The sequence below is a fragment of the Polynucleobacter sp. MWH-Loch1C5 genome (genome assembly GCF_018881775.1).
Taxonomy (GTDB): domain Bacteria; phylum Pseudomonadota; class Gammaproteobacteria; order Burkholderiales; family Burkholderiaceae; genus Polynucleobacter.
Window position 1 is genome coordinate 1,444,034 of the sequence record NZ_JACVPR010000001.1, and the last position, 24,332, is coordinate 1,468,365.

Here is a 24,332-nt window from a genome sequence, read left to right on the forward strand (position 1 = left end):
AAACGGAAACCATCATGAGAGCCTTTTTATTTATCTGTGGATTGATCATGGCCCAGGCCAGTCATGCTGATCAACGCCTAACGCATCAGATTATTTCTTGTCATCAAGGTAAGAACGCAGATTGCTCGGATTGTTCGATTACCGAAAAACCCCATTTTCAAGGATTTCTGGTGAACGCTCGCGAAAAGACCGTCGTGATTCATACCTTTGGGCCTGAGAAAAACTGGATCAGTTCTTCAGTCTTTGAAGATTGCAAAATTCAGGATAAGGACAACTGGACTTGTGACCTGAGCGAAGCCGATAGCAAGCGTCGTTACCAAGCGAAGCAGAGCTTCTTAGAGTATTTGATTAATGAGCCCCAGCATAAGGGTCAGTTGAGGTATTGCGGCTTTAAGAGCGCCACTCAATAAAGCCCTATACACTTAGTGAAAACCCTATAAAAACAATGAGATAAGTAAGGGTTTCTGTTTTTTAGGCCTCGGACCTACAATCGAAAGCATGAATACAACTCATGCTAATCACTCTCACGCCCTCTGGCAAAAAGCTTATCAAGAGGCTGGCATTGTGCCTCAACTCAAAGCTCCAGAGTATTCCAATCTAGCAGCGCTTGTACACGATATGTGTTTGCGCTATGCGCAACAAGACCCTAAGAAAAAGGCCTATACCTGCGTCGTACCGAACGGTATGAATGGCAATCTGACATTCAAGCAAGTCGATGAAATGTCAGATGCATTTACCGGCTATTTGCGCGGCGTATTAGGTTTGCAAGCCGGTGATCGCGTCGCAGTGCAGTTGCCCAATAGTTTGTCTTACCCGATTGTTGCTTTTGGCATCATGAAAGCCGGATGTGTTTTGGTGAACACCAATCCACTCTATACCGAAAGCGAGATGATTCATCAGTTCAATGATTCGGGTGCCAAAGCACTCGTGATCATTGATATGTTCGCTAATAAATTACCAGAAGTATTAGCCAAGACTCAAATCAAGCATGTCGTCGTTGCGGATGTCACGGCATTTTTCCCAGCCGTTCCGCGTCGTGTGATTCGTTTAGTGCAAAAAGTTTGGAACCGTGTTTTGCCAAGTATCACTGTGCCGCATGAGCGCATTGCTAGTGCCCTGAAAAAGGGTGCGGCGACCTTGGCGCAAACCCCGGCTAAAACTTATTGGGAACATATTGGTCCCGATGAAATGGCCGTCTTGCAGTACACCGGTGGTACTACAGGGGTCAGCAAAGGAGCCGTACTCACCCACAGCAACTTATTGAACAACGTCAATCAAATGTTGGCCATGGGTGGCACCCATATGCAAATCGGTACTGAATGTGTACTCACTGCATTACCGATCTATCACATCTTTGCATTCACGGCGAACCTCCTAGGCTTCCTGGTCATTGGTGCCAGAAACATCTTGATTCCGAGCCCACGTCCAGTGCAGAACTTGCAGCGTGCGATTGAGAACTACCCAGTGACCTGGATGACTGGGGTGAACACCTTATACAACGCGCTGCTTAATGAAGAGTGGTTCTTGGCTTATCCACCCAAGCACCTTAAAGCTTCGATTGCGGGGGGTACGGCTTTGCACTTAGCTGTAGCCCAACGCTGGCGCGAAGTGACTAAGACACCGATTGCCGAAGGTTATGGTCTGACTGAAACTTCGCCCGTTGCGACATTCAATCCTTTGTCGGGTAAACCACGCAACGGTATTGGTATTCCAACACCGGGTACCGATGTGCGTTTGGTGGGAGAAGATGGTCAACTCGTTGGCATCGGTGAACCGGGTGAGATCCAAGTCAAAGGACCTCAGGTGATGAAGGCTTATTGGCAACAAGATCAAGAGACTGCCAAAGTGCTCCATGATGGTTGGTTAGCTACGGGTGATGTGGCCATGATGGATGAAGAGGGCTATCTGCGCATTGTGGATCGTAAGAAAGACATGATCTTGGTTTCAGGTTTTAACGTCTACCCCAATGAGGTTGAAGACGTCATCGCCCAAATGGATGCTGTATTGGAAGTAGCAGTAGTCGGTGTCCCAGACCCAGTCAGTGGTGAAGCAGTGCGTGCTTATGTCGTACCTAATCCTGAGCATGATGGCGAGCTCAAGACAGCAGATGTAATTGCACATTGCAAATCACAACTCACCAACTACAAGGTGCCACATCAAGTTTTGATTCGTCATGACTTGCCGAAAACACCCATTGGTAAGGTCTTACGTAAGACTCTCAGAGCAGAAGCCTTGGCTGAGATGGGTGCACCCAGACAATAACAAGATAGAAAGAACACTATGGTTACCGAATTCGAGACAAAACTACTAGGCATGATGATGATCATCATCATGCTGGGCATGGGAGCATCCTTGACCTGGCGTGATTTCCTCATTTCATTCCGTAAGCCCAAGCGCCTGATATTGGGTTTGTTTTTGCAATATGGTTTGATGTCTTTCATTGGCTTTAGCTTGGTTAAGCTCTTGGGCTTGCCACCAGCAATTGCGATTGGTCTGATTTTGATGAGCTGTATGCCAGGGGGTACAACCTCTAACATCTTTACTTACTTCTGTAAGGGTGATTTGGCGCTCTCGATCATGATGACTTGTGTATCTACGCTTGCCGCCTTAGTGATGGTGCCTGCAACCATTGCTTTCTATTCTAATTTGGCAGGCTTCTCGGGAGACTATGTCATCCCCGCAGAAAACGTCGCTCAAGTCCTGGTAGTCTTGCTAGTGCCTACGGTCATTGGTGTGATACTGCGTAAGCTCAATGCTAACGTGGGAGCAACCGTTGAACTTATTGGTGCTGCCTTTGGCGTCGGCGTGATTCTTTTCCTAGTGGTCACATGGATCCCCCGTAACTATCAGCTACTTCTTGATACGCCTATAACAGTCTACGCAGGTGCTATTGGGCTTGGTTTGATTGGTATGTTAGCGACTTACTACATTTCGCGTGGCGCAAGAGAAGATAAGAACCGTGCGCGCACGATTGCTCTTGAGATTGGTATTCAAAATGGTCCTCTGGCGATTTTGATCGTGACCCTCAATATCACTGGCCCTAATCAGCAAGATGTACTTTTAATCCCCGTCTTGTATTCACTGTTTATTGTGGTGAATTCTACGATTTTGACATTCTTCTTTAGACGTAAAGCTGATGAAGAGGCTGCGGCACGTGACCGTGCCAAATTAGCAAAAGCCTAGTAATCACTGCGGAGTGGCTGGAACTAATTTCCAGCCCTCTGCGCAGACTTGCACATAGGGATAGTAAGTCTGAGTCGAGGCACAGTAATACCAAACCGGTGGCAGATTTTGTGCCAAAAGCGGTTGAGGGGGTACTACAAGCACCGGAGGTGCTGTATAAACCGGGCTTGGATAAACGGGTTGAGCATAGACCCAGCGCGGCTGGGTCAGGGCATAAGTCACGACACCGCCAGCGATAAAGGGACCCACCCAGTGACTGGTACGATGGTAATGACCCCGATGGCCACCATGAGCTTCAGCAGGGCTGGCAATCATTGAGCCTAAACTCAGGAGGCTGATGGCCAAGAGTGTTTGTGTAGCCTGACGGATGATCGCTTGTTTCATATTCACCTCTTTTGGCAGGATGCCAAGGATATGCCCATAACGTAGTTCAAGCGTCTAAGTTGACATCTTTTTACTCATCAAAAGCCCTGTGCCAGTGTTATATTGCAAGCGTTTGATTTCAATTGCTTTTAGGAAAGATATGCTGAAAAAAATAATTTTGGGTTTCATTATTTTTCTAATCTTCATCATGGGCTTTACCGTCTATGGTATTTATCAGTTAGATAGTTTGGTCAAGCAAGCGATTCAGAGTTATGGCAGTGAAGCAGTGGCTAGCAAGGTCACTGTGGGTGATGTGAACGTCAATCTTAAAGAAGCCAAAGTCTCGATTCGTGATTTGCAGGTCGCTAACCCCGATGGCTTTACTCAGGCTCAGGCCCTCCAAGCCAAGCAAGTCGAAATTCTTTTAGATAAAGATAAATTAGGTACGGATTTAATTGTGGTGCGTAGCGTCCTGGTGACAAAGCCGATGATTGTCTATGAATACCAGAATAAAAAAGATAACCTCAGCATTTTGCAAAAAAATGCTGAGGCATACGCGCAGCGTATACAAAAAGAAGCCCCAGTCACACCGGCTGATCCCAAAGTCGCTAAGGCGCAAAGTACTCGCTTAATTATTCAAAGTGTCGAGATTCAGAAACCAGAATTAGTGCTCCAAGACACTCGATTGGCTGATAAACCGGTTCAGATTGATTTGCCGGATATTCGTTTAAAGCAAATAGATTCTGAAAAAGGAGTCAGTGCCGCTGAGTTAAGTGCCCAACTCATGGAATCTTTATTTACGGAATCGCGTCGCTCGATCAGTAATCACGCGCCCACAGTGCTATTTGAGGCAGGTGAAAAACTCAAAGAGGCGGAGTCCCAAATCAAAAGTCAGGGCGATAAGTTATTACAGGAACTCAAGAGTCTATTTCGCTAAAACGCTGATGCGGTGATTAGCTCTACGTGATATCACCGAATTGCTCGATCAAGGGGTGCTGACGCGCTCCTCATCCTCGGGTAGAAGTGCTAGCTATGACTTGAGCTCTCTGAAGTAATTCCCGTAAATCGATTAAATCAACATATTTAATCGAATTCATCTATCATGTAAATTCCAGTGTTATAGATAACTGAGGTTTTCATGGCTGCACTTCCTTCGCTGCGTCAATTACGCTATTTAGTGGCTGTAGCGCAACATCTGAACTTCACCAAAGCGGCTGAAGCTTGCTTCGTGAGCCAATCGACACTCAGTACTGGGCTCAAAGAGCTTGAGCAGACCATGGGCGTGCAATTGATTGAGCGAGATCGACAAAATGTGTCTGTCACTCCAGTCGGTGAAGAGGTAGTCGCGCGTGCGATTCAATTATTAGCCGGCGCAGAAGATCTCATTGAGTACACCCATCACACCGGACATGCCATGACCGGCACCATCAAGTTAGGTGCTATTCCGACGATTGCGCCATTTTTATTGCCTCAAGTGATACCGATGATTCGCCAAGAGTATCCGGATTTAAGAATAGCTTTACGCGAAGACTTAACTGCCAACTTATTGCAAAGGGTCGTTGACCACCAGCTTGATTTTGCATTGATTGCGCTACCTTATGACACAGAAGGTTTACTGGTCAAAGAGCTGTATGCCGATGAGTTTTGGTTGACCGCCCCCCAAGGCGATCCTGCTTTGCAGGAAGAGGAAGTCACAGTACCCGCCAAAATGGCCGAACGACTTTTATTGCTCGAAGAAGGGCATTGTCTGCGTGAACATAGTTTACGAGCTTGTCGTAAAAAAGAAGTCGCCAATGCCGATGGTTTGGAGGCAACCAGTCTTTTAACCCTGGTCCAAATGGTTGAGTCGGGTCTAGGCATTACCTTATTGCCAGAGATGGCTGTTCGTTCTGGGATTCTGAACAACACCCATTTGCAAGCGCGCCCATTGTCCGCTCCTGCACCTAAGCGTGGCATTGCTCTGGTAGCGCGTCAAACCACTGCCAGAATCGATGAGTTTTTAGCCATCGCACAAATGATCATAGAAATTCATTGGCATGTACAGAAAAAGACTCAAGCTCAAAGTGTGAGTGGGAAGAGTGCCCGCTAACTGCTACAAGATGCTAGAAGAAAATTTAGACTTTGAGTCTAAAGGGTGTGAAATTCGTGTGATAGTCGTAATAGTCTTCTGACTCCTTACGTTTGAGCCAAGCAATCACGCGGTAGGTCACAGGGGTCATTAATATTTCCCAGGAGGTCTTCAGCACATACTGAGCCAGCGCCACCGCAATAACTTGCTCGGTCGGCCAAATGGCATAAAACGCCATGAAGTAAAAAATAGAAGAATCAATCGCTTCGCCCACCGCTGTTGAGCCTATCGTGCGCATCCAGAGATGTTGGCCTTGCGTTAAGATTTTCATCTTCGCCATCACATAGGCATTAGCAAGACTACCGCACCAGAAAGCCAACATCGAGGCGGCAATAATGCGCCAAGTATTGCCAAAGACAGTTTCTAAACCGATTTGGTACTGACGCATATAGTCGTTATCGGCCGGTGGTAATTGAATCACCACGACAGACATGAAAGCGGCAAATAAAAGCGCGGCAAAACCGGCCCACACCGCACGGCGATCATGCCCGTAGCCGTAGACCTCGGTGAGGATGTCGCCAAATAAATAAGTGATGGGGAAAAATAAAATACCAGCACCAAAGACAGTCATCCCGAGGATGGGTAAATCCACCACGGCTGCTTTACCTGCACCAATCAAGTTGGAGCACAGTAAAGCGGTGACAAAAGCCGCTAGGAGTAGATCGTAATATTTGTAATGGCGCTTGGCTTGCATCTGGTCATCATAGACCTAGATGCAAAACTCTGCTTAGGGGTTTAAAAAATCACCGGAACGAATACGTGTTAGATATTTGACATCTTTAGCGTATTCATAAATATGAGCCGTGTATGTTTGTTCGTTTTCAATGAGGTGAACAGTGCTCACAATCCGATCGTATTCATGGGGGCGCAGGTCAGTCATACTGCATTCTTCAAAGGCGTCAAGTTTGGCTAACAGTGGTGCTAGTGCATCTTCAGCAATTTCATAAAGCTCACCGATGACTTGATCGTCTGGATTTTCTGAGCCGATCGCGGCAGGGTAGAAAGATACTTGATAGAGTTGTGCTTGCCAACGAGCTAAACCTAAACAACGACCTATGCTTTGTATCTCGGTGCGCATCGCGCGCCCTTGTTCTTGAGGCGCTTGGCTTCTTAATGTGCCGTATACGAATAAATAAGACCAACGCATGACACTCTCATTCACAAAAAAGACTTAGATATGCCTAGGAATCTTTTAACGCCTCATGAATACTCGGAAAGCAAGTCAAGAAGAGATAACTTGGATATTGCTCGGGCTTCATGCCGTCGAGATTGGCAAATACTTCTTCACGGATCTTACCAATCGTATGAGAGTCTGTTGCCGCCAAGGCGCTCACAAGACGGGCGGCTAGAGAATCTTTTTCCATATCAATACCATGTTGCATTTTGATATTCGCTAAAAATGATCCATAAGTACTCGCAAATTGCATATCGCAAACAAAACCGTGATGAGTACTCGGATGTTGTTGTGACAAAGTCACTGCTAATTGTTGGCAATCGCTAAATACAGCGCGTAGTTTTTGCAAGATTTCGGCAGAGGGATTCATGATGCTATTTTATCGGGAAACTCACCGTTCAGGTAATACCAGCGGCTCTCTTGCCGGACAAAGCGACTGACTTCATGTAAGCGATAAGCCTTGCCATTGATTTTGTATATGGCAAGAAACTCTACGAGTCCTGACTCGCCGCTAGGCTCTATTTCACTGCGATAGATTTTTAAGCTCTGCCAGCGGGGCCGTTCATCTTGAGCATCGTCATCGAGTGTGGCTGGACGCGTACTCGGATGCCATGTGTCTAATACATAATCATGAAGACCTAGGGCATAGGCGCTATAGCGTGAACGCATCAATAATTCAGGACTACTTGCAGCAGTACCTTGATGCCACACTTGGCAACAACTGACATAGTCAGCTCCACCGCAAGGGCAGGGTATAGAGGTCTTCAATGTTTTAGCCATACCGCATTATTCAATGAAACTCATTGGTGTCAGTATTTTTACCTCCCCGAGATTTACGCGAGCGGGTTTGCGCAACAGAGACTTCGACGCTCTGAGTGGGATTGATTTCATGCCAAGTCATCAATATGTCACGTTTGAGATAAATCATGATTTGTGACAACTTGCGTTTAGAGGGCTTAGGCAAAGTCTCGCGAGCAAAAAACATGCGAGCTAACTCTTGATTGAGCATTTGTTCGGCATGCATGATGGCTTCAGAAAGACTGTGACCGATGGCGAGCAGATCAGGAAAGTCGCTCAAGCTAATCAGATAATCTCCTCGAGCGGTTTGTTCTACGGTGGCAGGGTAAGCAAACATGGTTTTCTCATAAAAATCTCGAGTCTAGGCAAGCCCCCATAGCAAAGCAAATCTGTAAAAAAGACCTTTTGTGAGGTAGTGACAAAAACTTTCCTAAGTAAATCAATTGGGTATATATTGCGAACATTCAGAAATAAGAAAAATGACAGATAAGTCTTACGCAAAAATAAGTATTAACCTACAGAGGATTCAGAAAACAATATGACTCAAGATCATTCCAGCGTGACAGTCGTGAGTGAGCGCCCCATACAGTTTCAGGGGAACCGCTTGGCGGCATGGTTACTCAAGCGTTTAGGGTGGACTCTGTACTTTGATGGATTGCCTGGCCCTCATGGTGTGATGGTGGTCTATCCGCATACCTCTAACTGGGATTTTTTTATTGGCTTATTGGCGAAATGGGCGATGGGTCTACAGATTCAGTTTTTAGCGAAAGACTCGCTCTTTAAGATTCCTTTGGTCGGTGCTTGGTTGCGTTATCTTGGTGGCATCGCTGTCGTGCGTTCTAGTCCACAAGGGTATGTGCAAGATATGGCGAGTTCAATGTTAGCCCGTGAATATGCTTGGGTGGTCATTACCCCCGAGGGTACCCGTCAACGCACGCCCGGTTGGCGCAGCGGTTTTTATCGCCTAGCCACGCTCGCCAATATTCCCGTAGGTTTAGCATTTATAGATTACCGCCATAAAGAGATTGGTGTGAAACATTTCATACAACTGTCTCAGAATGAAGATCTAGACCTAGACACAATAAGACAAGAGTATGCCGAGCGCGCTGGGTTTCATCCTGAAGATGCAGCGCCCATTACTTTTTGGACGCCGCGCTCATAGTGCTAGACGGTTTGTGCTGCGTCGTAACGCTTGAGTGTTTCAAGATCGACACGTTCAAGCGCTTTGAGATGGGTACTCTCTAATTTAATTTTGGGAGCACAACCCGCCTCGAGGGCTTCTAGCCAACGTGACAAACATAAGCACCATTGGTCACCGGCTTGTAGACCAGCAAAGCGCCACTCAGGACGTGGCGTGATAAGGTCATTGCCACGCGCATAACTAAATTGTAGAAATTCATCACTCATGATGGCGCAGACCAGGTGACTGCCTACATCATCAGGACCGGTCTTACAGCAGCCATCACGATAAAAGCCAGTGAGGGGCTCAAAAGAACAGGGCGATAGTGGTTCACCCAAAACATTGCGTGCGATTTCTTGTGCAGACATAAAACGAATCAGTTACATTAGGAAGACTTCACTCTAGTGCATTTCATGCGGCTTTGCAGCATGAAACCAAAAAGTGCTGCTAGGGGAAGGGGATTGAATATCAATAAAAACAATTCGAGGAGAATCAATTGAAGCCCTTCTTATCTAAAACCCTGCGTTTAGCAACACTCATGAGTGCTGTTTTACTCACAGCAGCAGTTCATGCACAGAATTATCCGAATCGCCCGATCACCTTCGTCGTGCCCAACCCTCCTGGCGGATTGGTGGACACCTCAGCGCGTTTAGTGAGTGATTCACTAGCGGGTGTGATCGGTCAACCCACAGTCGTAGAAAATAAACCTGGGGGTAGCGGCAATATTGCTTACCAAGCTGTCGCGAAAGCGCCCAAAGATGGCTACACGATATTGGTCTCTTATTCCGGGTATCACGTCGCCAACCCGATTCTGATGGATAAGCTCCCTTGGGATCTAAAAAGTTTGACTCCGATCGGCTTGGTCACGATTGCGACCAATGTGATTGCCGTACATCCATCGGTGCCTGTGAATAATCTCAAAGAGTTCATCGCCTATGTTCAGAAAAATCCAGGCAAACTGAATTACGCATCCCAAGGCAACGGTTCGGTGGCCCATATCGGCACTGAAATTTTCAAGCAAAAGATCAATGGCAATATCGTGCACGTTCCTTACAAAGGATCTGGCGCGGCGATTCAGGATGTTCTGGCTGGCCAAGTACAAGTCTTCATTACCACACCACCTTCTGTCATGGGCCATATTCAAACCGGTAAGCTCAAGGGCTTGGCGGTGACTGGTAAGAGTCGTCACCCCATGATGCCCAATGTACCCACAGTCGCAGAAGCGGGCTTGAATAATTTTGATTTAGAGTCATGGGTCGCTTTATATGCCCCAGCAGGCACACCTGATGCAGTGATCAATAAACTATCAGCCGATGTCAAGAAAGCTTTGGAATTACCAGAAACGAAAAAACGTGCAGATGCTGCAGGGGTGGAGGTTCGTTACTTACCCCCTGAGCAGATGACACGTCTATTAAATTCTGAAATCGAGATTTGGGGCAAAGCCATCAAATCAGCGAATATCAAAATGGATTAAGAACCTACATAATCCTTTTGTGCTTCCCAAGACGCCGCTTTAAAAGCGGCGTTTTGCATGAGCTTGTCATAAATACGCATAATTTGCGGATAGCGTTCTAAGGGGATCTGAGCGGCGATGGCATTACGAACTTGAGGCACTAAACACACATCTGCTAGGCTGATTTCATCGGCGAAAGAGTATTGCCCCGCACAATCGGTCAAACGTTGTTCATAGGCAGTTAAGGCTAGGTGATGCCAATGAGCGTACCAAGTATCAAGACCGTTCGCTGAAACTTGTAACTCTCGTTTGAGATAACGCAGCACGCGTAAATTGGTTAAAGGATGAACGTCACTGGCCATATCGTGACACAGTGCTCTGACTTGGGCGCGTGCGATCGGGTCTTGAGGTAGTAGGGCGGGTTCTGGATAGACTTCTTCAAGGTACTCTAAGATGGCCATCGATTGATGCAAATGGACATGACCGGTATTTAAAACCGGCACCATACCTGCTGGATTTTTTAAAAGAAAATCACTACTAAACTGATCCCCGGGTTGCCCTTTGAGATTAACCGGGATAGCTTCAAAAGCTAAGTTCTTATAGTGCAAAGCAATTCTGACCCGAAAGGCAGCGGAACTGCGATAGAAGGTATGGAGTTGTAGATTCATGGGTACATCTTAAGCCAAATAGGGTGCGAAGGTGCAGGGCTAAAAAATGGTTTAATGCCGTATGGATGTGAAAAATAAAAAATACCTATTTGTCTACTTGCATGGTTTTCGCTCTTCGCCACAATCGACCAAAGCTCGTTTGACTGAAGCAGCTCTTGCTGAACGTCAAGCCAACGGTTGGCAGATTGAGTGGTACGCACCGCAACTACCCGCTTCACCGAAAGAGGCGATGGCTCTGGTACAGGCCGAGATTGTCCAGAGACAGTATGATGTTTTATGCATCATCGGCTCCTCGCTCGGAGGCTACTACGCGACTTATCTAGCAGAGCAGTACCCTGGTGCGCGCACCACCTTGCTCAACCCCGCTGTATTTCCGGCCCGTGATTTAGAGCGTTATGTGGGCACACAAACGAACTGGCATGATGGTAGCCCCTTTGAATTCAAACCCGAGTATGTAGCGCAATTAGAGGCGCTCAAGGTCGACCGTTTGACTGGTCACGAGCGCTATTACTTGGTGGCTGCCACGGATGATGAAGTTTTAGATTGGAAAGAAATGATGATGAAGTATCCTGGCGCGAATCAAGTGGTGATTCGTGGTGGCGATCATGCGATTACAGATTACCCCATCTATTTACCAGAGATATTGCGCTTTCATTTTTTCTGGTCTTATGAGAATTAGGCAAGTCAGATTTGATTACTAGACAATCTATTTATAAAAATATCGAGACAACTATGAGCCAGCCAAGCAAATTATTTAGTCCCCTCAAACTATCATCTCCTGCAGGTGGTTTGACTTTGGCTAATCGCGCTATTGTGGCGCCGATGTGTCAATACTCCGCGAACCAGGGTCAAGCCACTGACTGGCATATGATGCATTGGGGTAACTTACTCAATAGTGGCGCAGGTTTATTCATTATCGAAGCGACCGCTGTCGAGCCTGAGGGCCGTATTACTCCTTATTGTTTAGGTTTATGGGATGACAAAACAGAAGCGGCTCTAAAAGACCGACTCCAACGTGCGCGCGCCTTAGCGCCGCAGGTTCCAGTCTGTATTCAGTTAGCGCATGCGGGGCGTAAAGCCTCTAGTGATGCGCCCTGGAAAGGTGGGCAATTGCTTGATGCGCAGCAAGGGGGTTGGCAGACCGTGGGCCCATCAGCGATTCCTCAACTCGATGGTGAAGTTGCGCCTCAAGAACTTGATGCTACTGGTCTAGAACGGATCAAGCAGGCTTTTGTCAAAGCGGCACAGAGAAGCCAAGCGCTGGGAATCGAAGCCATCGAAATTCATAATGCCCATGGATATCTCTTGCATCAATTTCTCTCACCGATTGCTAATCAAAGAAGCGATCAATATGGTGGGTCTCTGGAAAATCGCATGCGCTATCCTCTCGAAGTGTTCCAGGCATTACGTAGTGCATTTTCAGGTGTTTTGGGTGTGCGTGTTTCTGCGAGCGATTGGTTAGATAACGGTCTACAGCTTGAGGAAGTAATTGAGTTTGCAAAGCAACTCAAAGCATTGGGTTGTGATTTCATTCACGTATCTTCAGGAGGTATATCGCCTAAGCAACAAATTGCGATTGGTCCTAATTATCAAGTACCGTTTGCTAAAGCGATTAAGGCAGCTACCGGTATGACAACCATTGCTGTTGGTCTAATTACTGAAGCCAAGCAAGCTGAGGCCATATTGCAAGCTGATGAAGCGGATGCTATTGCCATGGCGCGCGCCTTTTTATATCAGCCTCGTTGGGTCTGGCAAGCCGCTGCTGAGTTAGGTGGACAAGTGGCAGCTAGTGAGCAATACTGGCGTTGTATGCCGCGTCAAGCGCAGCATATCTTTGGCCAAGTCAAACTCGGGCAGCGTTAAATCCTGCCTACCCAAGGAGTGGGTATGCAAAAGCCAGCACTGAAATCTTCAGCAACGCTCATTAGCGTTGCTTTAGTGCTATCGCTTCTGCTGCACTTCATAGCCATGGGGGGATTATCTTTCTGGCCCAAAACCACAGCTTTACCTTTGCCCAATACCGTTGTGCAAGCCACATTGGAAATGGCTCCCGTAGATAATAAACAAAGTACTGAGCGCGCAAGTATTGAGGAAACATCATTGGTGGGTGACGCTTTTGAAGAATCATCAGAGCCATTCAATGCTCAAGCCTTTCAATTGCCACCTAGTGCTTTGATGACTTATACCGCTTATTTAAATGGCGCAGCTTACCCTGCGGGGACAGTCAATTGGCAAATACGTGATGCACGATATCAACTGCAAGTCACGGTACCGGTGCCCTTTATTGGGGACTTTACTTTTACAAGTTCAGGGGGTGTCGATACTTTTGGATTAGCCCCTGAAATTTATATTGAAAAACGAGCGAGTCGCTCAGAGCGCACAGTCACTTTATTGCGCGATCAGGAACTGATCCAGTTTTCTACGCAGACAGAAAAGATTCCTTTACGCCCCGGCACTCAAGATCGTTTTAGTGTCATGTTTCAGTTAGCAGGTTTAGTAGCCGGTAATCCTGAGATCGATCAAAAGGGGATTGCCCGAGAAATTCCATTGGCCAGTATTCAACAGTTAGAGACTTGGACTTTTGTGAGCCAGGGAGATGTTGTGCTGACAGAAGTGGCAGAGCATTTACAGGAAACACGTCATTTTTTACGGCTGCCTCGGGATGAAAAAGATCTAAGACGCTTTGAGGTTTGGCTCGCTAAAGGAGCGCATTACTTACCCGTCAAAATGCGTCAGACGGATCACAAAGGCCAAGTCATTGAACTCGTCTTAAGCCAATTACAAATGCAATAAAGGTCTGATTAGCGCACATCGCGCACACACCGAAAACCAATATATGCGACGCGTGTATCCATCGGTTTGGTAGCTAGGTCAGACTCGATTTGCCGCTCTGGCCCATACCACCAGGAAGCCCCTCGCGTAATTCGTTCTTGACCACTACCGCCATCAACCCACTCCCAAAGGTTGCCACCCATGTCATATAAGCCATTCACGCCGGCTGTGGTGGTCATCACAGGCACATGGCCGCTACCCCGATTCAGTGAGCCTTGAGGAGCGACACCTTTGAAGCGACCTTGTAGATGGTGAGAGCCATCGGCAGAAGGGCCATTGGGGTAGCGATAGCGTTGTCCTTGAACAAAGGGGGCTGATGGTGTTGTTCTTTGCTCTAGGTAAGCGGCCTGCGTCCATTCTGCATCCGTCGGTAAGCGTTTGCCGAAGTAACGACAGATTGCTTGCGCTTCGGCATACATTAAGTGAGCTGCAGGTTCACGATCCTGGGCAGCCACACCAAAAGGGGTGCGCCAAGTCCAACCCGGTTTTTGAACCCAGCCGGATTCATAGATATAGCTGCCACCTTCTTTTTCACCGCGACTCACAAATCCAGTGGCCTTGGCATAGCGCTTGACAGTGCCGATGCTCACTTCATGCAGATCCCACTCCAGTGGGCCAATTCGAGTGGTTTTCTCTAAGGTAGTCAGAGGGCCAGCACTCTCAGCCATCAAGTGTGGGCCGTAGAGCAAAGCACTACAAACGGATATCCATGCGAGCTTTTTCATCGACGTACGATCCTTGTGAGTAATAACCATCCAATAAAGAGAGCATACAGGCTGACCTCAAAAAAATCTTGCTTACCTGATTTATGCCAAAAATAGTGCAGGATGACTGTTATAGCAATCACATAAATCAAGCGATGTAATTTTTTCCAAGACCGCCCTAAGGTGCGCATGGCCCATGTATTGGAGCTGATTGCCAAAGGCAACATCATCACAAAAGACAAAAAGCCCATCGTAATGAAGGGGCGCTCCAATACATCGACGACCATCGTAGACCATGACCAACCATGATCTAACCAAAACCAAATCACAAAATGACACAGTGCATAGCTAAAACTCGCTAAACCTAGTGTGCGTCTCCAGGGTAATAAAAATGGCTGTTGTGTGATTTGTCGTAAAGGCGTGATTGACAAAGTTGCGCATAAGAACACGAGTGCCCACGTCCCTGTGGAACGTGTAATGAACTCAATGGGATTGGCGCCTAGACCATCATAGAGGCCTAAGTAAACAAGTCTTAAAAAAGGTAGGCTCGCTAATAAGACCAGTAGGCTTTGTTGTACTGCCGGTGATGCACTCAGAGTTATCTTTCGCATCACAGGCTTTAGTAAAAACGCTTCAGATCCATACCTGCATAGAGCGACGCGACTTGCTCAGCATAACCATTAAAGGGCAGGGTCTTGATGCGGGGAGCAAATAGACCGCCTTCACCGCCTATGCGACGTTCTTGGGCTTGGCTCCAGCGAGGGTGAGATACCTCGGGATTGACGTTGGCATAAAAACCATATTCATGAGGGGCTGCCACTTGCCAACTGGTGCGCGGTTGCTGTTCTGTAAAGCGAATCGCCACAATGGATTTGCCACTCTTAAAGCCATATTTCCAGGGAATAGTCATGCGAACGGGGGCTCCGTTTTGTTTCGGTAACACTTCACCATATAAACCAAAGGTCAGCAGTGTGAGGGGGTGTAAGGCTTCATCGAGGCGCAAGCCTTCGGTATAGGGCCACTGTAAGACGCGACTTTTTAAGCCGGGCATTTGCTCACGATCGGCTAAGGTCACAAATTCAACAAACTTAGCGGAGCCTTGAACTTGAGTCGCTTTGATTAGGTGTGACAAAGAGTAGCCAATCCAAGGAATCACCATCGACCAACCCTCTACGCAGCGCAAGCGGTAGACACGTTCTTCTAGAGGCGCTAATTTGATGAGCTCATCGATATCCCAGGTCCGTGGTTTATTCACAAGTCCTTCGACACGCACCGTCCAAGGACGGGTTTTAAGTCTTTGTGCGTGGACGACGGGGTCGGCTTTGTCCAGACCAAACTCATAAAAATTGTTATAGCTGGTGACATCCTTATAGGGTGTTAATTTTTCTGCTGTGAAAAATTGTGGATTGGGTTTTGCAGCTAATGCCAGGCGCTCATTGGCGCGAGCCTCCCTATGCCATGCCAAAGAAGTGATAGATGTTGAAAGGGCCAATGTCGACCAGCCCGCTTGGGCTAGCCACTGACGCCGTCCTTCGTAAAGGGCTTGAGGTGTGATTTCAGAGGCAAGAATCTTTGGAGGCTTGTTCATAAAACAAGCTTAATCGACTTCTTTATTTCTTGCACAAACGATGTTCAATTTTTAGGCAGCGATTGGTGACAATCGGTATCTGAGCCTTCTTAGCAGCGGCAACGCTTGCTTCATCATGGATGCCTAACTGCAGCCAGATCGAGCCTACTCCCAGCGCAATCGCTTCTTGCGTGATGCGTAAGCAGTCTTCTGCGCGACGAAACACATTCACCATATCGATCTTCTGTGGAATGCTTTTGAGATCAGGGTAGCAGGTCATCCCCAGAATACTCTGGCAGTTAGGGTTGACTGGAATAATGTCGTAGCCCACTGCTTGCATATACCTAGCTACATCATAGGAGGGACGATCCGTCTTGTCAGACAGTCCTACTACGGCAATCGTTTTTGTCTTTTGAAGTAATTCTGGGATATCAACGCTCATGCAAAACACCTAGAAAGCTGAGATACTCTGATCATGCCACAAGATCAGAACTTTGTTGATGTGAAGAAATTACATCACTCCAAGTGGACCGCTGTGACTCCTATCGAGCGACAAAAACATTTCATGGTGGTTAAAGTGATCGTGCCTGAGGATGGTTCGCCGATTCGTCAGGTTGTTATTGAAGCGGTTTTGACGCGGCAGCAAAAAACCATTGAGTGGCGTACTTTGAAAGATCGTCAATATTGGATCAGCGGTTGGTCTTAGCACTGTGAGTGAATGCTCAAGAGCGATGAAAGCGTCGCATGAGTCTTTTTTCAAAGAGCTCATAAAAGGGCCAAGCGAGAGCTACGCTGAGTATCACAGCGCATAGCATACCCAATAGATGTATCCCTGGTTCGCGAGGTAAGAATTGCATCCAAAAAGCGTTCACGACGAGTGAGATTGGAAAATGCACTAGAAAAACTGAGTATGAGCGTTGGCCTAAGGCGAGTAAGGCAGAGGATGCGGGCATACGTAGTTTAAGATCTACACTCAAAAATAGAATACAGGCGCAGATCCAGGCAAGCGATAGACGTAAATTCGGTTCTTGATAGAGTGCCAAGCCATAGGCTAAGCTGACTAAGAGCATGGTGATGTAGCCTAAAGGGCGTTGTAATTGATTGGCATACGCAGCAATCATGCCAATACCATAAGCAGCCAGGTAATAAATAAAGTAAATATCATAGGCATGCGCTTGGCTAAACATGACCAAAGAGATCAAGCTGGCAGACACAATCAGGGCTAAGGCTAAATAACGGGTTGTTTTAAATGACCAAGAGACAGGTGCTAATTTCTCAATCAAGAAAATGAGCAGAGCACTCACCATAAAAAGCTGAAAATCAATCGCCACATACCAAAACCCTGCGGAGAGAGATTCGTAATGCAAGATATCTTGTAAAAACAGAAGATGACTGGCCAATTGCCAAGCGCTAGGTCGTGCTGAAATCGAATCATGACGCATCCACAGACTCGCGAGCTCATTGCAGAAAATGACTAAAACAATGGCGGCGTAATACGGAATAGCGAGACGCCAGAATTTATGGCTGATATGTTCAGTAATGCTGCGCTTCACAAATGTGTTAGCGGTACTCCATTTACTCGCTGCTAAATAGCCACCGATGGCTAAGAAGACATAGACTGCCATACGACCATACTCAAATAGCCAGGCATTGAGTGGTGCTATCAGTGGAGCGGCAAGGTCAGACATTGGGCCGTAAAACGCCAAATGGTGTCCCACAATCAAGAGGCAGGCGATGCCCTTGATTTGATCGACGAGAAGATTGCGTGAGTTCAAATCTTATTTCACGATCGGCCACATCAAGTTCAATTGATTGGACTTGGAGGCTTCAATCTTGATATTGCGTTTTAATGGGCGACCTTCAAAGACTGCATCGATGGTGTATTCCCCGGGAGGTAGATCAATCAGGAGGATAGGCCCTTCGGTCACGATCTCTAGGCTAGGCGTTTTACTGCCTTTTTTACTCAGTTTGATTTGTACATCTGAGATCCATAACGCTCTTTGGGGGTGATCTTGGGAAAGCTCCACTAGTAGTGGCCATTTTTTACCCAGCTCTTGCATCGCTTCAGACTCTTCGCTGCCGATGCCGCCTGTCATATACATCAGGCCGTTGATATTCTTTGTCTCAGGTAAGAGACTTGTGGTTTGTGCCAGTGCACTCGTTAAGCTCCAATAGAGTGCGAGGAATAATCCAGTCCAAGAAATTTTCACGCCATCTCCTGCAAATTAATTGAATTCGTGTAGCATGGTCAGATGTCTTTATGCCTGCCCATTCGCTATTATCGGCTAAGAATTTCAGCTCTGATGCAATTCCTCGCTCTAGGGATATTTTGTTATTCCAGCGGGGTCTGTGCCATGAGCTCGGAGCAGGTCGCAAAAACGCTCATGCAGCGTGATCAGATTTTAGTGATGCGTCATGCTGATGCGCCGGGTTACAGTGATCCGCTCGGTTTTCGTCTAGGTGACTGCAGTACCCAGCGTAATTTAGGAGACGCGGGGCGCACACAAGCCAAGGCGATCGGTCTCTGGTTAGCGCAGGGACTACAGAAGACCGCAAGCGAGCGACAAATTTACTCTAGCCCCTGGTGTCGTTGTGAGGAGACTGCTCGCTTACTCCAGTTAGGACCCGTGCGTAGCGAGCCCGTTTGGGGTTCTTTCTTTGAGCGGCCGCAAGAAGAGGGGCGTTTTCGCCAGGGCGCCAAGCAGTTTTTAAAAGAACGCTACGCAGCTAGAGTAGCAGGACCTAACAATCCCGCCATGATTGTGGTGACACATCAAATTAATCTGACCTCACTGATCGGTTCTTGGGTGAATGTGGGTGAGATGGTGGTATTGCGATTTAACGCCCAGGGCGAGGTGATCAGTCATCAACGCCTTGCCCCTATACCTTACTAGCCTAATTTATCAATATAAATCAATGACTTAATTAAGTCACAGGATAAGTCTTGACCTTATTCTTAAATACTGTATATTTATACAGTATTGAACCTGTATTTGATTAAGAGCTAATAGGAGTATGTCATGAAAACATTAATTGCTAACCCACTATGGTCAGTATTGAGCGGTCTCGTGATTTGGATGGTTTTCGCAGAAAAACCCGGTGAGTGGCAGCGTAAAGAATGGATCTGTTCACGCCAAGATTAAGGCTTCATTGATCCCATCCTAAAAACCCACTTCACACTCACTTCTTTGGGATGGGATCTTTCCCTGTTTGCCAATCAATTCCTGCTCGCTGCAAACGATCTTGTAGACAGGATTCGCAAAGACAAGTCTGAGTCTCTTGAATAACACTGGCTGGCAATGGGGGGTATTGCATACACCAACACTGCTGGTCAGGCGCTTGCGCACCACACTTTACTGGAGCATGGCAAATCGGGCAAATAGAAGGTGTCGAATTCATGGATGCAGGATCAGTAGTGTGATGCCGGGATTGCCATAGATGTCTTTGGTCAATTGAGTCTTTAACTGAGGATAGAGTTTGGTGCACTGGGCATAGGCACTATAACCTGGTAATAAATCATCCCCTCTAAAGTAGTTCTCAACCGTTTTATAAAAGCCTGCTTGCAAGTCAGCTATCAGGGCATTTTTAATAGCACCCCCGCGACCTCCAGAACCGTAGCCATGAATCACTTTTACAAATTGCACGCCCGTATCTTCAAGTTGTCTTAATTTTTCCACCAGCCGTTCGCGTGCTTGATCAACGCTCGGTAGCCCCACTTCAAGATTGAAAGTAAAAATACCTGCCACTTTTTTGGCGCCATCGGGAAGTTCTGTGGCGCCACAAAAAGGGCAGGAGGAGGCTAATGCGCTACGCGCATTGCCGCAACTAGGGCAGGGGACGTACGATACTTTGACCATGGAGCCAAGCATTCAAACATTCGACGACCCCTTGGCTAAAGGTCTTGAAAACATCTTCAGCCACAAAGCCAAGATGAGGGATTAACAGCGTATTGGGGCAATCGCGCAGCGGATGATCAATCGGCAAGGGTTCGATATCAAATACATCAAGAGCTGCTCCTGCAATTTTTTCATCGCGCAAAGCATTTACCAGAGCATCGGTATCAACTAACACGGATCGGGAGGTGTTAATGAGTAAGGCGCCGGGCTTCATTAGAGCAATTTTTTCTTTGCTCACGATGCCCTTGGTCGTTGGGCCTGCCACGATATGCAATGAGATGATGTCGGATTCGCTCATTAATTGATCGAGTGATACGGCACTGGCACCCGCTGCTTGAGCTCGCTCTGCGGTCATATTCGGGCTCCAACACAGCACACGCATGCCAAAAGCTTGCGCGTAGCGCGCCATCCGTGAACCAATTTCGCCTAGGCCAATCAGTCCCAAGGTTTGACCTTTGAGCATTGGTAAGAGCGAGCGATCATTGCGCCAAGCACCTAACATCATGACGGCGTTTTGTTCGATCACGCGCTTATACAGGGCCATTAACATGGCCCAACTTAATTCAGAGGTGGAATCTTTTGACGGGCCCCATTCGGTGAAGCTAACTGGAATCTGACGTTGTTTGAGGGCCTCAACATCCAAGGCTAGATTACGGGTGCCTGTAAACACCACATACTCTAGGTAGGGCAGTTGGGCAATGAGATCGGCCTTTAAAGGGGTGCGATCACGCATTAACACCAAGGCGTTCGCATCTTTGATGGCTTTGAGTAAATCAGGACCTTCCATGCGTTCAGAGTAGTACTCGACATGCGCATCTCTTTCGATCGCTGACCAATCGGCTAAGCGGCGGTAGGCTTCTTCATAATCATCTAGCACGACTATTTTTTTCATATTGTCTCCGTGTAAACCCTAGTCTAGGGGGTGCCTCATTATTTTGGGGCTTGGCACAGATTATAGGAGTGTGGGATATTAACGTTGTCATAGAGCAAAAATAGCCGGACATAACACAGGAGACAATATGAAGTTAAAGACCTTAGCCCATGTGGCAGGTGCAGTATTTTCAGCTGCGACCTTACTCGCATCGCCCTTAGCGCAAGCGCAAGAGTGGCCCACACAAAAACCCATCAAGCTCATTGCCGTTTTCCCACCTGGGGGTTCAGTGGACCAAGTAGCCCGTATCTTGGCCCCGGCATTGCAAAACCAATTAAAGCAAAACGTCATTGTTGAAAACATCGGTGGTGCTTCTGGTTCGATAGGTACTGCAGCCCTTGCTAAAGCGGCGCCGGATGGTTATACCTTTGCAGTTGTATTTGATACGCATGGTGTGAATCCGAGTCTCATTGAAAAGCTACCTTTTGATACCAAAAAAGATATTGCGACTGTGACCATGATTGGTACAGCCCCAATGGTTTTAACAGCCAGTAAAGCATCGGGCCTGACAAGCTTTAAGCAATTGGTTGATCAAGCACGTGCGAATAAACCGAATAGCTATGGCTCTATTGGTACAGGTAGCTTAGGCCATTTGGCTTTTGCTTCTTTAGCCAAAGATGCCAAATTTGATTGGACCCACATTCCATTTCGTGGGGGTGGTCCTTTGATGCAAGATGCCTTAGCCGGTCATGTGCCATTAGCGGTTGGTTCTTTATTCTTGGTCAAGCCTCATATTGATTCAGGTGGGGTGATTCCTTTGGCGGTCACAACTAGCAAACGTTCACCTGAATTGCCAAACGTGCCAACGATCGCTGAGAGTGGCTTCCCAGGCTTTGAAGCCCCTGCTTGGTGGGCTGTGATTGCGCCTGCACAAACACCGCCTGCGATCATCAACCGTATGCATGAAGAGGTGGCCAAAGCTTTGAAGTCGCCTGATATTGCCTCACGCATGAAGACCCAGGGGATTGAAATCTCTGCATTAGGACCGAAGGCAGGACAAGATTTCATTAATCGTCAGATTGATGTTTGGGGTAAGTTTGTGCGCGACAACAACATCAAGCAAACGAACTAATTGATGAAAAAAAACATCGTTCCATTGCAAGCCTCAGATCTAGCAGAACCTGCGGATCTGGTGGCGGCCATTCGTGCGCGACGTGGTGGCGAACTGATCAATTTAGATCGTATGCTACTACATAGCGTTCCGTTTGCACGAGGATGGAATCGATTTTTAGGGGAGGTTCGTGAGAACCTCACCCTAGACCCCAAGTTGAGAGAATTAGCGATGTGTGGTGTTGCTGTTCTCAATCGCGCTGACTATGAGTTTTTACATCACGCACCGATTTTTATGAAATGTGGTGGTAGTGCTGCGCAAACAGCTGCGTTGCAACAACTGGGTCAAGCCCCTTTGCCTCAAGGTTTGTTTTCAACTCAAGAAGAACAGGTGATTGAGTTGATTGTGCAAATGACTCGTCAAATCGAAGTCGATGATGAGCTGCTGGAGTCCTTGCAGCGCCAATTGGGTAATACGGTGCTGGTGGAGTTAGTCGGCGTGATCGCGACTTACAATATGGTGTCGCGTTTCTTAGTGGCGCTCCGCGTTACCCCTGATTCTCACTAACAAGCTGTTTTACAGCCGTATACTTTCATTAGCCTAATAGCTAATAGCTCTGGCCATTATTCATATCTATGATGCGCTCATTAGTCTATAAGAAAGTAAATAGTGTCAGCTGGCCATATCTACCTGATTGATGATGATAGTTCGGTGCGTGAGTCTATCTCTCGTATGCTTAAGAGTTATGGGTTTTCAGTGGAGAGTTACGCTGATCCAGAAGATTATTTAAAGCAAGCGATTCCAGTTTCTCCCGCAGCCATCATTTTGGATGTGCGTATGCCGGGGATGAGCGGTGTAGAGTTACACGCAAAACTCAATGAGATGGGACGTAAAACCCCCATTATTTATATTTCTGGTGAATCGATGCCCCATGAAATCGTTACTTCTATGAAGCAAGGGGCTATGGATTTCTTAATTAAGCCCTTTAATCTAGAAGATTTGCTCAAAGCAGTCCAAGCTGCCCTCGAAGTGGACACTCAAACCCATCAATTACTCAATCAAACGATCTCAATTCAAGCACGCTATGAAAGTTTGACCCCACGCGAGAAAGAAGTCTTTGAATTATTGGTCGAAGGCCTCATGAATAAAGAGATCGCAGTGCAATTGGGCACGACCAATGCCACCATTAAAGTCCATAAATCACGCGTCATGGAGAAAATGCAGGCCGGCTCTTTGCAGGAGTTGGTGAGGTTGCATCACAGACTGTCTTAATGCATTGTTATGTCATGTAATCAATGTTAAAGTCTTAATAAATAAAGAGAAAGAGCCGAACGGAGACAAAAATGGCCCTGGGCAAAAACAAAATAGAAGTGCTGCCACAAATCGTGGGGTCTGCCATTGTTGCGGGTCGCGAAAAAATGCGTCTGACTCAGGAGCAACTCGCACACCAGGCTTGTCTTTCAAAACGTCAAATCATGCAATTGGAAGAGGGTGGTGTTTCCACTTTCTATTCAGAGGCGCACAAAGTTACTGTTGCCAAAAAAGTAGCTAAATTACTCAATATCGATGAATCTCAGGTCTTGGTAGATCCAAGAGGCGATGCTGTCTTACAAGAGAACTTACCTTTTGATCAACAAGAATCTCCAGCAGACGTGCCTGCACCAGCTGCATCCTTCAGTGCCGAAGCTCGCACTGCACGTCAAGAGTCGACAGAGCCTGTGCATAAAGTTTCTCTAGAAAATCTTACTTCGAGCGAGAAACCAGAGCCAGTCAAAAAGAAATCTTGGTTACCCCTGCTACTGATTATCTTGGTGGTCGCAGGTATTGTGTTGACTAAAGATCAAATTTTAGAAGTCTTCATGCCCAAGCCTGCCACGCCGATTGAGGTCAAGCTCGAGGGTGAGAGTAAACCTGAGGATAATAACGCCGCACCGAATGCAACACCTGCTAATCCGGGTACTTCACCTGCAGGTCAGCAGGGCAGTGCTCCAGGAACGCCAGCAGTGACTGCAGCAACGAGTGCCCCGTTGCCTAGCGAATTATCTTGCCCTAAAGCTGATGCAAATGTGACTGAAGTGCGCGTGACAGAGCCGAGCAAGCCGGGTAATTTTGTTTACGTACAAGCCAAAACCAAGCAAGTAGTTTGTGTGATTGATGCCAGCGGTAAAAACATGATGCAGACTCTTGAAGCAGGTGCTGCACATACTTTCCCTGGTCGTGCACCATTTACTGTGCTGACTCAAGGTTTGGCTCAGGTCCAAGTCTACTATCAAGGTCGCCCTGTTCGTGCGGGTGAGCAAACTCGTACGGTCCGTTTAGTCGAAGCCCAAGCTCAATAATTAGCTCCACACCACTCCTTGAGGTTGCAGCTATGCGACTGCCCTCATCGATGCTCTAGTCTTGA

General features: G+C 47.2%; 34 protein-coding genes. 17 read left to right on the forward strand and 17 right to left on the reverse strand.

The genetic code is table 11. From position 1 onward, the window contains the following. Positions 1-14 precede the first annotated feature (14 nt). The 3 genes from ICE94_RS07375 to ICE94_RS07385 all read left to right on the forward strand — a co-directional run bounded on the left by ICE94_RS07375 (position 15) and on the right by ICE94_RS07385 (position 3,183). On the forward strand, positions 15-410 hold the full coding sequence (locus tag ICE94_RS07375; protein ID WP_216150408.1) for a hypothetical protein: 396 nt from the start codon (positions 15-17) through the stop codon (positions 408-410). Positions 411-498: 88 nt separating this feature from the next. Continuing rightward, a complete protein-coding gene (locus tag ICE94_RS07380; RefSeq protein WP_216150410.1) occupies positions 499-2,262 on the forward strand; it encodes an AMP-binding protein in 1,764 nt (587 codons plus the stop codon). An 18-nt stretch (positions 2,263-2,280) separates the two neighbouring features. Further along, positions 2,281-3,183 (forward strand): bile acid:sodium symporter family protein, encoded by a 903-nt coding sequence (locus tag ICE94_RS07385; protein ID WP_216150411.1) that lies wholly within the window; start codon positions 2,281-2,283, stop codon positions 3,181-3,183. Between the two features lie 3 nt (positions 3,184-3,186). Here ICE94_RS07385 and ICE94_RS07390 read toward each other — a convergent pair whose 3' ends face one another. Further along, positions 3,187-3,567: a hypothetical protein gene (locus ICE94_RS07390; RefSeq protein ID WP_216150413.1), complete on the reverse strand. Its 381-nt coding sequence runs from the start codon at positions 3,565-3,567 to the stop codon at positions 3,187-3,189. Between the two features lie 139 nt (positions 3,568-3,706). Here ICE94_RS07390 and ICE94_RS07395 point away from each other — a divergent pair, with 139 nt between their 5' ends. Together ICE94_RS07395 and ICE94_RS07400 are read left to right on the forward strand one after the other, a co-directional pair. After that, positions 3,707-4,483 carry a hypothetical protein gene (locus tag ICE94_RS07395; RefSeq protein ID WP_216150416.1) on the forward strand — a complete coding sequence of 259 codons (777 nt, stop codon included), beginning with the start codon at positions 3,707-3,709 and terminating at the stop codon, positions 4,481-4,483. Positions 4,484-4,684: 201 nt separating this feature from the next. Continuing rightward, on the forward strand, positions 4,685-5,635 hold the full coding sequence (locus ICE94_RS07400) for a hydrogen peroxide-inducible genes activator (RefSeq protein WP_216150417.1): 951 nt from the start codon (positions 4,685-4,687) through the stop codon (positions 5,633-5,635). Positions 5,636-5,660: 25 nt separating this feature from the next. Here the strand turns inward: ICE94_RS07400 and ICE94_RS07405 are convergent, their stop codons facing one another. The 5 genes from ICE94_RS07405 to ICE94_RS07425 are packed head-to-tail and all read right to left on the reverse strand — an operon-like array spanning position 5,661 to position 7,983. Beyond that, positions 5,661-6,368, reverse strand: coding sequence for a queuosine precursor transporter (locus ICE94_RS07405; RefSeq protein ID WP_216150419.1), 708 nt, complete (start codon positions 6,366-6,368; stop codon positions 5,661-5,663). A 33-nt stretch (positions 6,369-6,401) separates the two neighbouring features. Next, on the reverse strand, positions 6,402-6,821 hold the full coding sequence (locus tag ICE94_RS07410; RefSeq protein ID WP_216150421.1) for a gamma-glutamylcyclotransferase: 420 nt from the start codon (positions 6,819-6,821) through the stop codon (positions 6,402-6,404). Between the two features lie 34 nt (positions 6,822-6,855). Further along, positions 6,856-7,218, reverse strand: coding sequence for a hypothetical protein (locus ICE94_RS07415; RefSeq protein WP_216150423.1), 363 nt, complete (start codon positions 7,216-7,218; stop codon positions 6,856-6,858). Further along, positions 7,215-7,628, reverse strand: a complete 414-nt coding sequence (locus ICE94_RS07420; protein ID WP_216150425.1) for a YchJ family protein — start codon at positions 7,626-7,628, stop codon at positions 7,215-7,217. The genes ICE94_RS07415 and ICE94_RS07420 overlap by 4 nt, the downstream gene beginning before the upstream one ends. A 10-nt stretch (positions 7,629-7,638) precedes the next feature. Next, on the reverse strand, positions 7,639-7,983 hold the full coding sequence (locus ICE94_RS07425) for a type II toxin-antitoxin system HicB family antitoxin (RefSeq protein WP_216150427.1): 345 nt from the start codon (positions 7,981-7,983) through the stop codon (positions 7,639-7,641). Between the two features lie 201 nt (positions 7,984-8,184). Between ICE94_RS07425 and ICE94_RS07430 the strand changes: the two genes are divergently transcribed. Further along, on the forward strand, positions 8,185-8,808 hold the full coding sequence (locus ICE94_RS07430) for a 1-acyl-sn-glycerol-3-phosphate acyltransferase (RefSeq protein WP_216150429.1): 624 nt from the start codon (positions 8,185-8,187) through the stop codon (positions 8,806-8,808). A 2-nt stretch (positions 8,809-8,810) separates the two neighbouring features. Here ICE94_RS07430 and ICE94_RS07435 read toward each other — a convergent pair whose 3' ends face one another. Further along, positions 8,811-9,194, reverse strand: coding sequence for a DUF2237 family protein (locus ICE94_RS07435; protein WP_216150431.1), 384 nt, complete (start codon positions 9,192-9,194; stop codon positions 8,811-8,813). A 170-nt stretch (positions 9,195-9,364) separates the two neighbouring features. On the opposite strand from ICE94_RS07435, the gene ICE94_RS07440 reads away from it, so the two are divergent. Next, a complete protein-coding gene (locus ICE94_RS07440) occupies positions 9,365-10,300 on the forward strand; it encodes a tripartite tricarboxylate transporter substrate binding protein (RefSeq protein WP_216151039.1) in 936 nt (311 codons plus the stop codon). Here ICE94_RS07440 and maiA read toward each other — a convergent pair. Then, a complete protein-coding gene (gene maiA, locus ICE94_RS07445) occupies positions 10,297-10,947 on the reverse strand; it encodes a maleylacetoacetate isomerase (protein ID WP_216150433.1) in 651 nt (216 codons plus the stop codon). The genes ICE94_RS07440 and maiA overlap by 4 nt on opposite strands. 61 nt (positions 10,948-11,008) lie before the next feature. On the opposite strand from maiA, the gene ICE94_RS07450 reads away from it, so the two are divergent. The 3 genes from ICE94_RS07450 to ICE94_RS07460 are packed head-to-tail and all read left to right on the forward strand — an operon-like array spanning position 11,009 to position 13,740. Beyond that, positions 11,009-11,626, forward strand: a complete 618-nt coding sequence (locus ICE94_RS07450; RefSeq protein WP_216150435.1) for a YqiA/YcfP family alpha/beta fold hydrolase — start codon at positions 11,009-11,011, stop codon at positions 11,624-11,626. Positions 11,627-11,679: 53 nt separating this feature from the next. Continuing rightward, a complete protein-coding gene (locus tag ICE94_RS07455; protein WP_216150437.1) occupies positions 11,680-12,810 on the forward strand; it encodes an NADH:flavin oxidoreductase/NADH oxidase in 1,131 nt (376 codons plus the stop codon). A 24-nt stretch (positions 12,811-12,834) separates the two neighbouring features. After that, the gene (locus ICE94_RS07460; RefSeq protein ID WP_216150439.1) at positions 12,835-13,740 is read left to right on the forward strand and encodes a DUF3108 domain-containing protein; all 906 of its coding nucleotides are present in this window, start codon (positions 12,835-12,837) and stop codon (positions 13,738-13,740) included. 8 nt (positions 13,741-13,748) lie between these two features. On the opposite strand, the gene ICE94_RS07465 is transcribed toward ICE94_RS07460, so the two are convergent. From ICE94_RS07465 to ICE94_RS07480, 4 genes are read right to left on the reverse strand one after another with little or no spacing between them, the layout of a single operon-like run. After that, positions 13,749-14,504 (reverse strand): formylglycine-generating enzyme family protein, encoded by a 756-nt coding sequence (locus ICE94_RS07465; RefSeq protein ID WP_216150441.1) that lies wholly within the window; start codon positions 14,502-14,504, stop codon positions 13,749-13,751. After that, complete coding sequence (locus tag ICE94_RS07470; RefSeq protein ID WP_216151041.1) at positions 14,501-15,094, reverse strand: sulfite oxidase heme-binding subunit YedZ; 594 nt, start codon at positions 15,092-15,094, stop codon at positions 14,501-14,503. The genes ICE94_RS07465 and ICE94_RS07470 overlap by 4 nt, the downstream gene beginning before the upstream one ends. A gap of 8 nt (positions 15,095-15,102) precedes the next feature. Continuing rightward, the gene (gene msrP, locus ICE94_RS07475) at positions 15,103-16,071 is read right to left on the reverse strand and encodes a protein-methionine-sulfoxide reductase catalytic subunit MsrP (RefSeq protein WP_216150447.1); all 969 of its coding nucleotides are present in this window, start codon (positions 16,069-16,071) and stop codon (positions 15,103-15,105) included. 22 nt (positions 16,072-16,093) lie between these two features. Further along, on the reverse strand, positions 16,094-16,492 hold the full coding sequence (locus tag ICE94_RS07480; protein WP_216150449.1) for a CoA-binding protein: 399 nt from the start codon (positions 16,490-16,492) through the stop codon (positions 16,094-16,096). A 33-nt stretch (positions 16,493-16,525) separates the two neighbouring features. Here ICE94_RS07480 and ICE94_RS07485 point away from each other — a divergent pair, with 33 nt between their 5' ends. Continuing rightward, positions 16,526-16,756, forward strand: a complete 231-nt coding sequence (locus tag ICE94_RS07485) for a TIGR02450 family Trp-rich protein (protein ID WP_216150451.1) — start codon at positions 16,526-16,528, stop codon at positions 16,754-16,756. Positions 16,757-16,772: 16 nt separating this feature from the next. On the opposite strand, the gene ICE94_RS07490 is transcribed toward ICE94_RS07485, so the two are convergent. After that, a complete protein-coding gene (locus ICE94_RS07490) occupies positions 16,773-17,825 on the reverse strand; it encodes an acyltransferase (protein ID WP_216150453.1) in 1,053 nt (350 codons plus the stop codon). 3 nt (positions 17,826-17,828) lie between these two features. Beyond that, entirely contained in the window at positions 17,829-18,260 is a 432-nt protein-coding gene (locus ICE94_RS07495; RefSeq protein WP_216150454.1) for a hypothetical protein, read from the reverse strand. Between the two features lie 144 nt (positions 18,261-18,404). On the opposite strand from ICE94_RS07495, the gene ICE94_RS07500 reads away from it, so the two are divergent. Next, positions 18,405-18,944 carry a histidine phosphatase family protein gene (locus tag ICE94_RS07500; RefSeq protein ID WP_216150456.1) on the forward strand — a complete coding sequence of 180 codons (540 nt, stop codon included), beginning with the start codon at positions 18,405-18,407 and terminating at the stop codon, positions 18,942-18,944. Between the two features lie 126 nt (positions 18,945-19,070). Next, a complete protein-coding gene (locus ICE94_RS08500) occupies positions 19,071-19,193 on the forward strand; it encodes a hypothetical protein (RefSeq protein WP_255539110.1) in 123 nt (40 codons plus the stop codon). A gap of 37 nt (positions 19,194-19,230) precedes the next feature. On the opposite strand, the gene ICE94_RS07505 is transcribed toward ICE94_RS08500, so the two are convergent. The 3 genes from ICE94_RS07505 to ICE94_RS07515 are packed head-to-tail and all read right to left on the reverse strand — an operon-like array spanning position 19,231 to position 20,838. Next, positions 19,231-19,449, reverse strand: a complete 219-nt coding sequence (locus tag ICE94_RS07505; RefSeq protein WP_216150458.1) for a cysteine-rich CWC family protein — start codon at positions 19,447-19,449, stop codon at positions 19,231-19,233. Continuing rightward, positions 19,446-19,907 (reverse strand): hypothetical protein, encoded by a 462-nt coding sequence (locus ICE94_RS07510; RefSeq protein WP_216150461.1) that lies wholly within the window; start codon positions 19,905-19,907, stop codon positions 19,446-19,448. Before ICE94_RS07510 ends, ICE94_RS07505 begins: the two co-directional genes overlap by 4 nt. Next, complete coding sequence (locus tag ICE94_RS07515; protein ID WP_216150463.1) at positions 19,876-20,838, reverse strand: D-2-hydroxyacid dehydrogenase family protein; 963 nt, start codon at positions 20,836-20,838, stop codon at positions 19,876-19,878. The genes ICE94_RS07510 and ICE94_RS07515 overlap by 32 nt, the downstream gene beginning before the upstream one ends. A 127-nt stretch (positions 20,839-20,965) precedes the next feature. Between ICE94_RS07515 and ICE94_RS07520 the strand changes: the two genes are divergently transcribed. From ICE94_RS07520 to ICE94_RS07535, 4 genes are all read left to right on the forward strand, one after another. After that, a complete protein-coding gene (locus ICE94_RS07520; protein ID WP_216150465.1) occupies positions 20,966-21,949 on the forward strand; it encodes a tripartite tricarboxylate transporter substrate binding protein in 984 nt (327 codons plus the stop codon). Between the two features lie 3 nt (positions 21,950-21,952). Then, the gene (locus tag ICE94_RS07525) at positions 21,953-22,495 is read left to right on the forward strand and encodes a carboxymuconolactone decarboxylase family protein (protein ID WP_216150474.1); all 543 of its coding nucleotides are present in this window, start codon (positions 21,953-21,955) and stop codon (positions 22,493-22,495) included. A gap of 102 nt (positions 22,496-22,597) precedes the next feature. Then, entirely contained in the window at positions 22,598-23,200 is a 603-nt protein-coding gene (locus ICE94_RS07530; protein WP_370623785.1) for a response regulator transcription factor, read from the forward strand. Between the two features lie 71 nt (positions 23,201-23,271). Beyond that, positions 23,272-24,267 carry a hypothetical protein gene (locus ICE94_RS07535; RefSeq protein ID WP_216150476.1) on the forward strand — a complete coding sequence of 332 codons (996 nt, stop codon included), beginning with the start codon at positions 23,272-23,274 and terminating at the stop codon, positions 24,265-24,267. Positions 24,268-24,332 lie beyond the last annotated feature (65 nt).

Bases quoted from the DNA above. Each gene is read 5' to 3' on its own strand.
- ICE94_RS07375 (WP_216150408.1), top strand. From the start codon at position 15: ATGAGAGCCTTTTTATTTATCTGTGGATTGATCATGGCCCAGGCCAGT.
- ICE94_RS07380 (WP_216150410.1), top strand. From the start codon at position 499: ATGAATACAACTCATGCTAATCACTCTCACGCCCTCTGGCAAAAAGCT.
- ICE94_RS07385 (WP_216150411.1), top strand. From the start codon at position 2,281: ATGGTTACCGAATTCGAGACAAAACTACTAGGCATGATGATGATCATC.
- ICE94_RS07390 (WP_216150413.1), bottom strand. From the start codon at position 3,567: ATGAAACAAGCGATCATCCGTCAGGCTACACAAACACTCTTGGCCATC.
- ICE94_RS07395 (WP_216150416.1), top strand. From the start codon at position 3,707: ATGCTGAAAAAAATAATTTTGGGTTTCATTATTTTTCTAATCTTCATC.
- ICE94_RS07400 (WP_216150417.1), top strand. From the start codon at position 4,685: ATGGCTGCACTTCCTTCGCTGCGTCAATTACGCTATTTAGTGGCTGTA.
- ICE94_RS07405 (WP_216150419.1), bottom strand. From the start codon at position 6,368: ATGCAAGCCAAGCGCCATTACAAATATTACGATCTACTCCTAGCGGCT.
- ICE94_RS07410 (WP_216150421.1), bottom strand. From the start codon at position 6,821: ATGCGTTGGTCTTATTTATTCGTATACGGCACATTAAGAAGCCAAGCG.
- ICE94_RS07415 (WP_216150423.1), bottom strand. From the start codon at position 7,218: ATGAATCCCTCTGCCGAAATCTTGCAAAAACTACGCGCTGTATTTAGC.
- ICE94_RS07420 (WP_216150425.1), bottom strand. From the start codon at position 7,628: ATGGCTAAAACATTGAAGACCTCTATACCCTGCCCTTGCGGTGGAGCT.
- ICE94_RS07425 (WP_216150427.1), bottom strand. From the start codon at position 7,983: ATGTTTGCTTACCCTGCCACCGTAGAACAAACCGCTCGAGGAGATTAT.
- ICE94_RS07430 (WP_216150429.1), top strand. From the start codon at position 8,185: ATGACTCAAGATCATTCCAGCGTGACAGTCGTGAGTGAGCGCCCCATA.
- ICE94_RS07435 (WP_216150431.1), bottom strand. From the start codon at position 9,194: ATGTCTGCACAAGAAATCGCACGCAATGTTTTGGGTGAACCACTATCG.
- ICE94_RS07440 (WP_216151039.1), top strand. From the start codon at position 9,365: ATGAGTGCTGTTTTACTCACAGCAGCAGTTCATGCACAGAATTATCCG.
- maiA (WP_216150433.1), bottom strand. From the start codon at position 10,947: ATGAATCTACAACTCCATACCTTCTATCGCAGTTCCGCTGCCTTTCGG.
- ICE94_RS07450 (WP_216150435.1), top strand. From the start codon at position 11,009: ATGGATGTGAAAAATAAAAAATACCTATTTGTCTACTTGCATGGTTTT.
- ICE94_RS07455 (WP_216150437.1), top strand. From the start codon at position 11,680: ATGAGCCAGCCAAGCAAATTATTTAGTCCCCTCAAACTATCATCTCCT.
- ICE94_RS07460 (WP_216150439.1), top strand. From the start codon at position 12,835: ATGCAAAAGCCAGCACTGAAATCTTCAGCAACGCTCATTAGCGTTGCT.
- ICE94_RS07465 (WP_216150441.1), bottom strand. From the start codon at position 14,504: ATGAAAAAGCTCGCATGGATATCCGTTTGTAGTGCTTTGCTCTACGGC.
- ICE94_RS07470 (WP_216151041.1), bottom strand. From the start codon at position 15,094: ATGCGAAAGATAACTCTGAGTGCATCACCGGCAGTACAACAAAGCCTA.
- msrP (WP_216150447.1), bottom strand. From the start codon at position 16,071: ATGAACAAGCCTCCAAAGATTCTTGCCTCTGAAATCACACCTCAAGCC.
- ICE94_RS07480 (WP_216150449.1), bottom strand. From the start codon at position 16,492: ATGAGCGTTGATATCCCAGAATTACTTCAAAAGACAAAAACGATTGCC.
- ICE94_RS07485 (WP_216150451.1), top strand. From the start codon at position 16,526: ATGCCACAAGATCAGAACTTTGTTGATGTGAAGAAATTACATCACTCC.
- ICE94_RS07500 (WP_216150456.1), top strand. From the start codon at position 18,405: ATGAGCTCGGAGCAGGTCGCAAAAACGCTCATGCAGCGTGATCAGATT.
- ICE94_RS08500 (WP_255539110.1), top strand. From the start codon at position 19,071: ATGAAAACATTAATTGCTAACCCACTATGGTCAGTATTGAGCGGTCTC.
- ICE94_RS07505 (WP_216150458.1), bottom strand. From the start codon at position 19,449: ATGAATTCGACACCTTCTATTTGCCCGATTTGCCATGCTCCAGTAAAG.
- ICE94_RS07510 (WP_216150461.1), bottom strand. From the start codon at position 19,907: ATGGTCAAAGTATCGTACGTCCCCTGCCCTAGTTGCGGCAATGCGCGT.
- ICE94_RS07515 (WP_216150463.1), bottom strand. From the start codon at position 20,838: ATGAAAAAAATAGTCGTGCTAGATGATTATGAAGAAGCCTACCGCCGC.
- ICE94_RS07520 (WP_216150465.1), top strand. From the start codon at position 20,966: ATGAAGTTAAAGACCTTAGCCCATGTGGCAGGTGCAGTATTTTCAGCT.
- ICE94_RS07525 (WP_216150474.1), top strand. From the start codon at position 21,953: ATGAAAAAAAACATCGTTCCATTGCAAGCCTCAGATCTAGCAGAACCT.
- ICE94_RS07535 (WP_216150476.1), top strand. From the start codon at position 23,272: ATGGCCCTGGGCAAAAACAAAATAGAAGTGCTGCCACAAATCGTGGGG.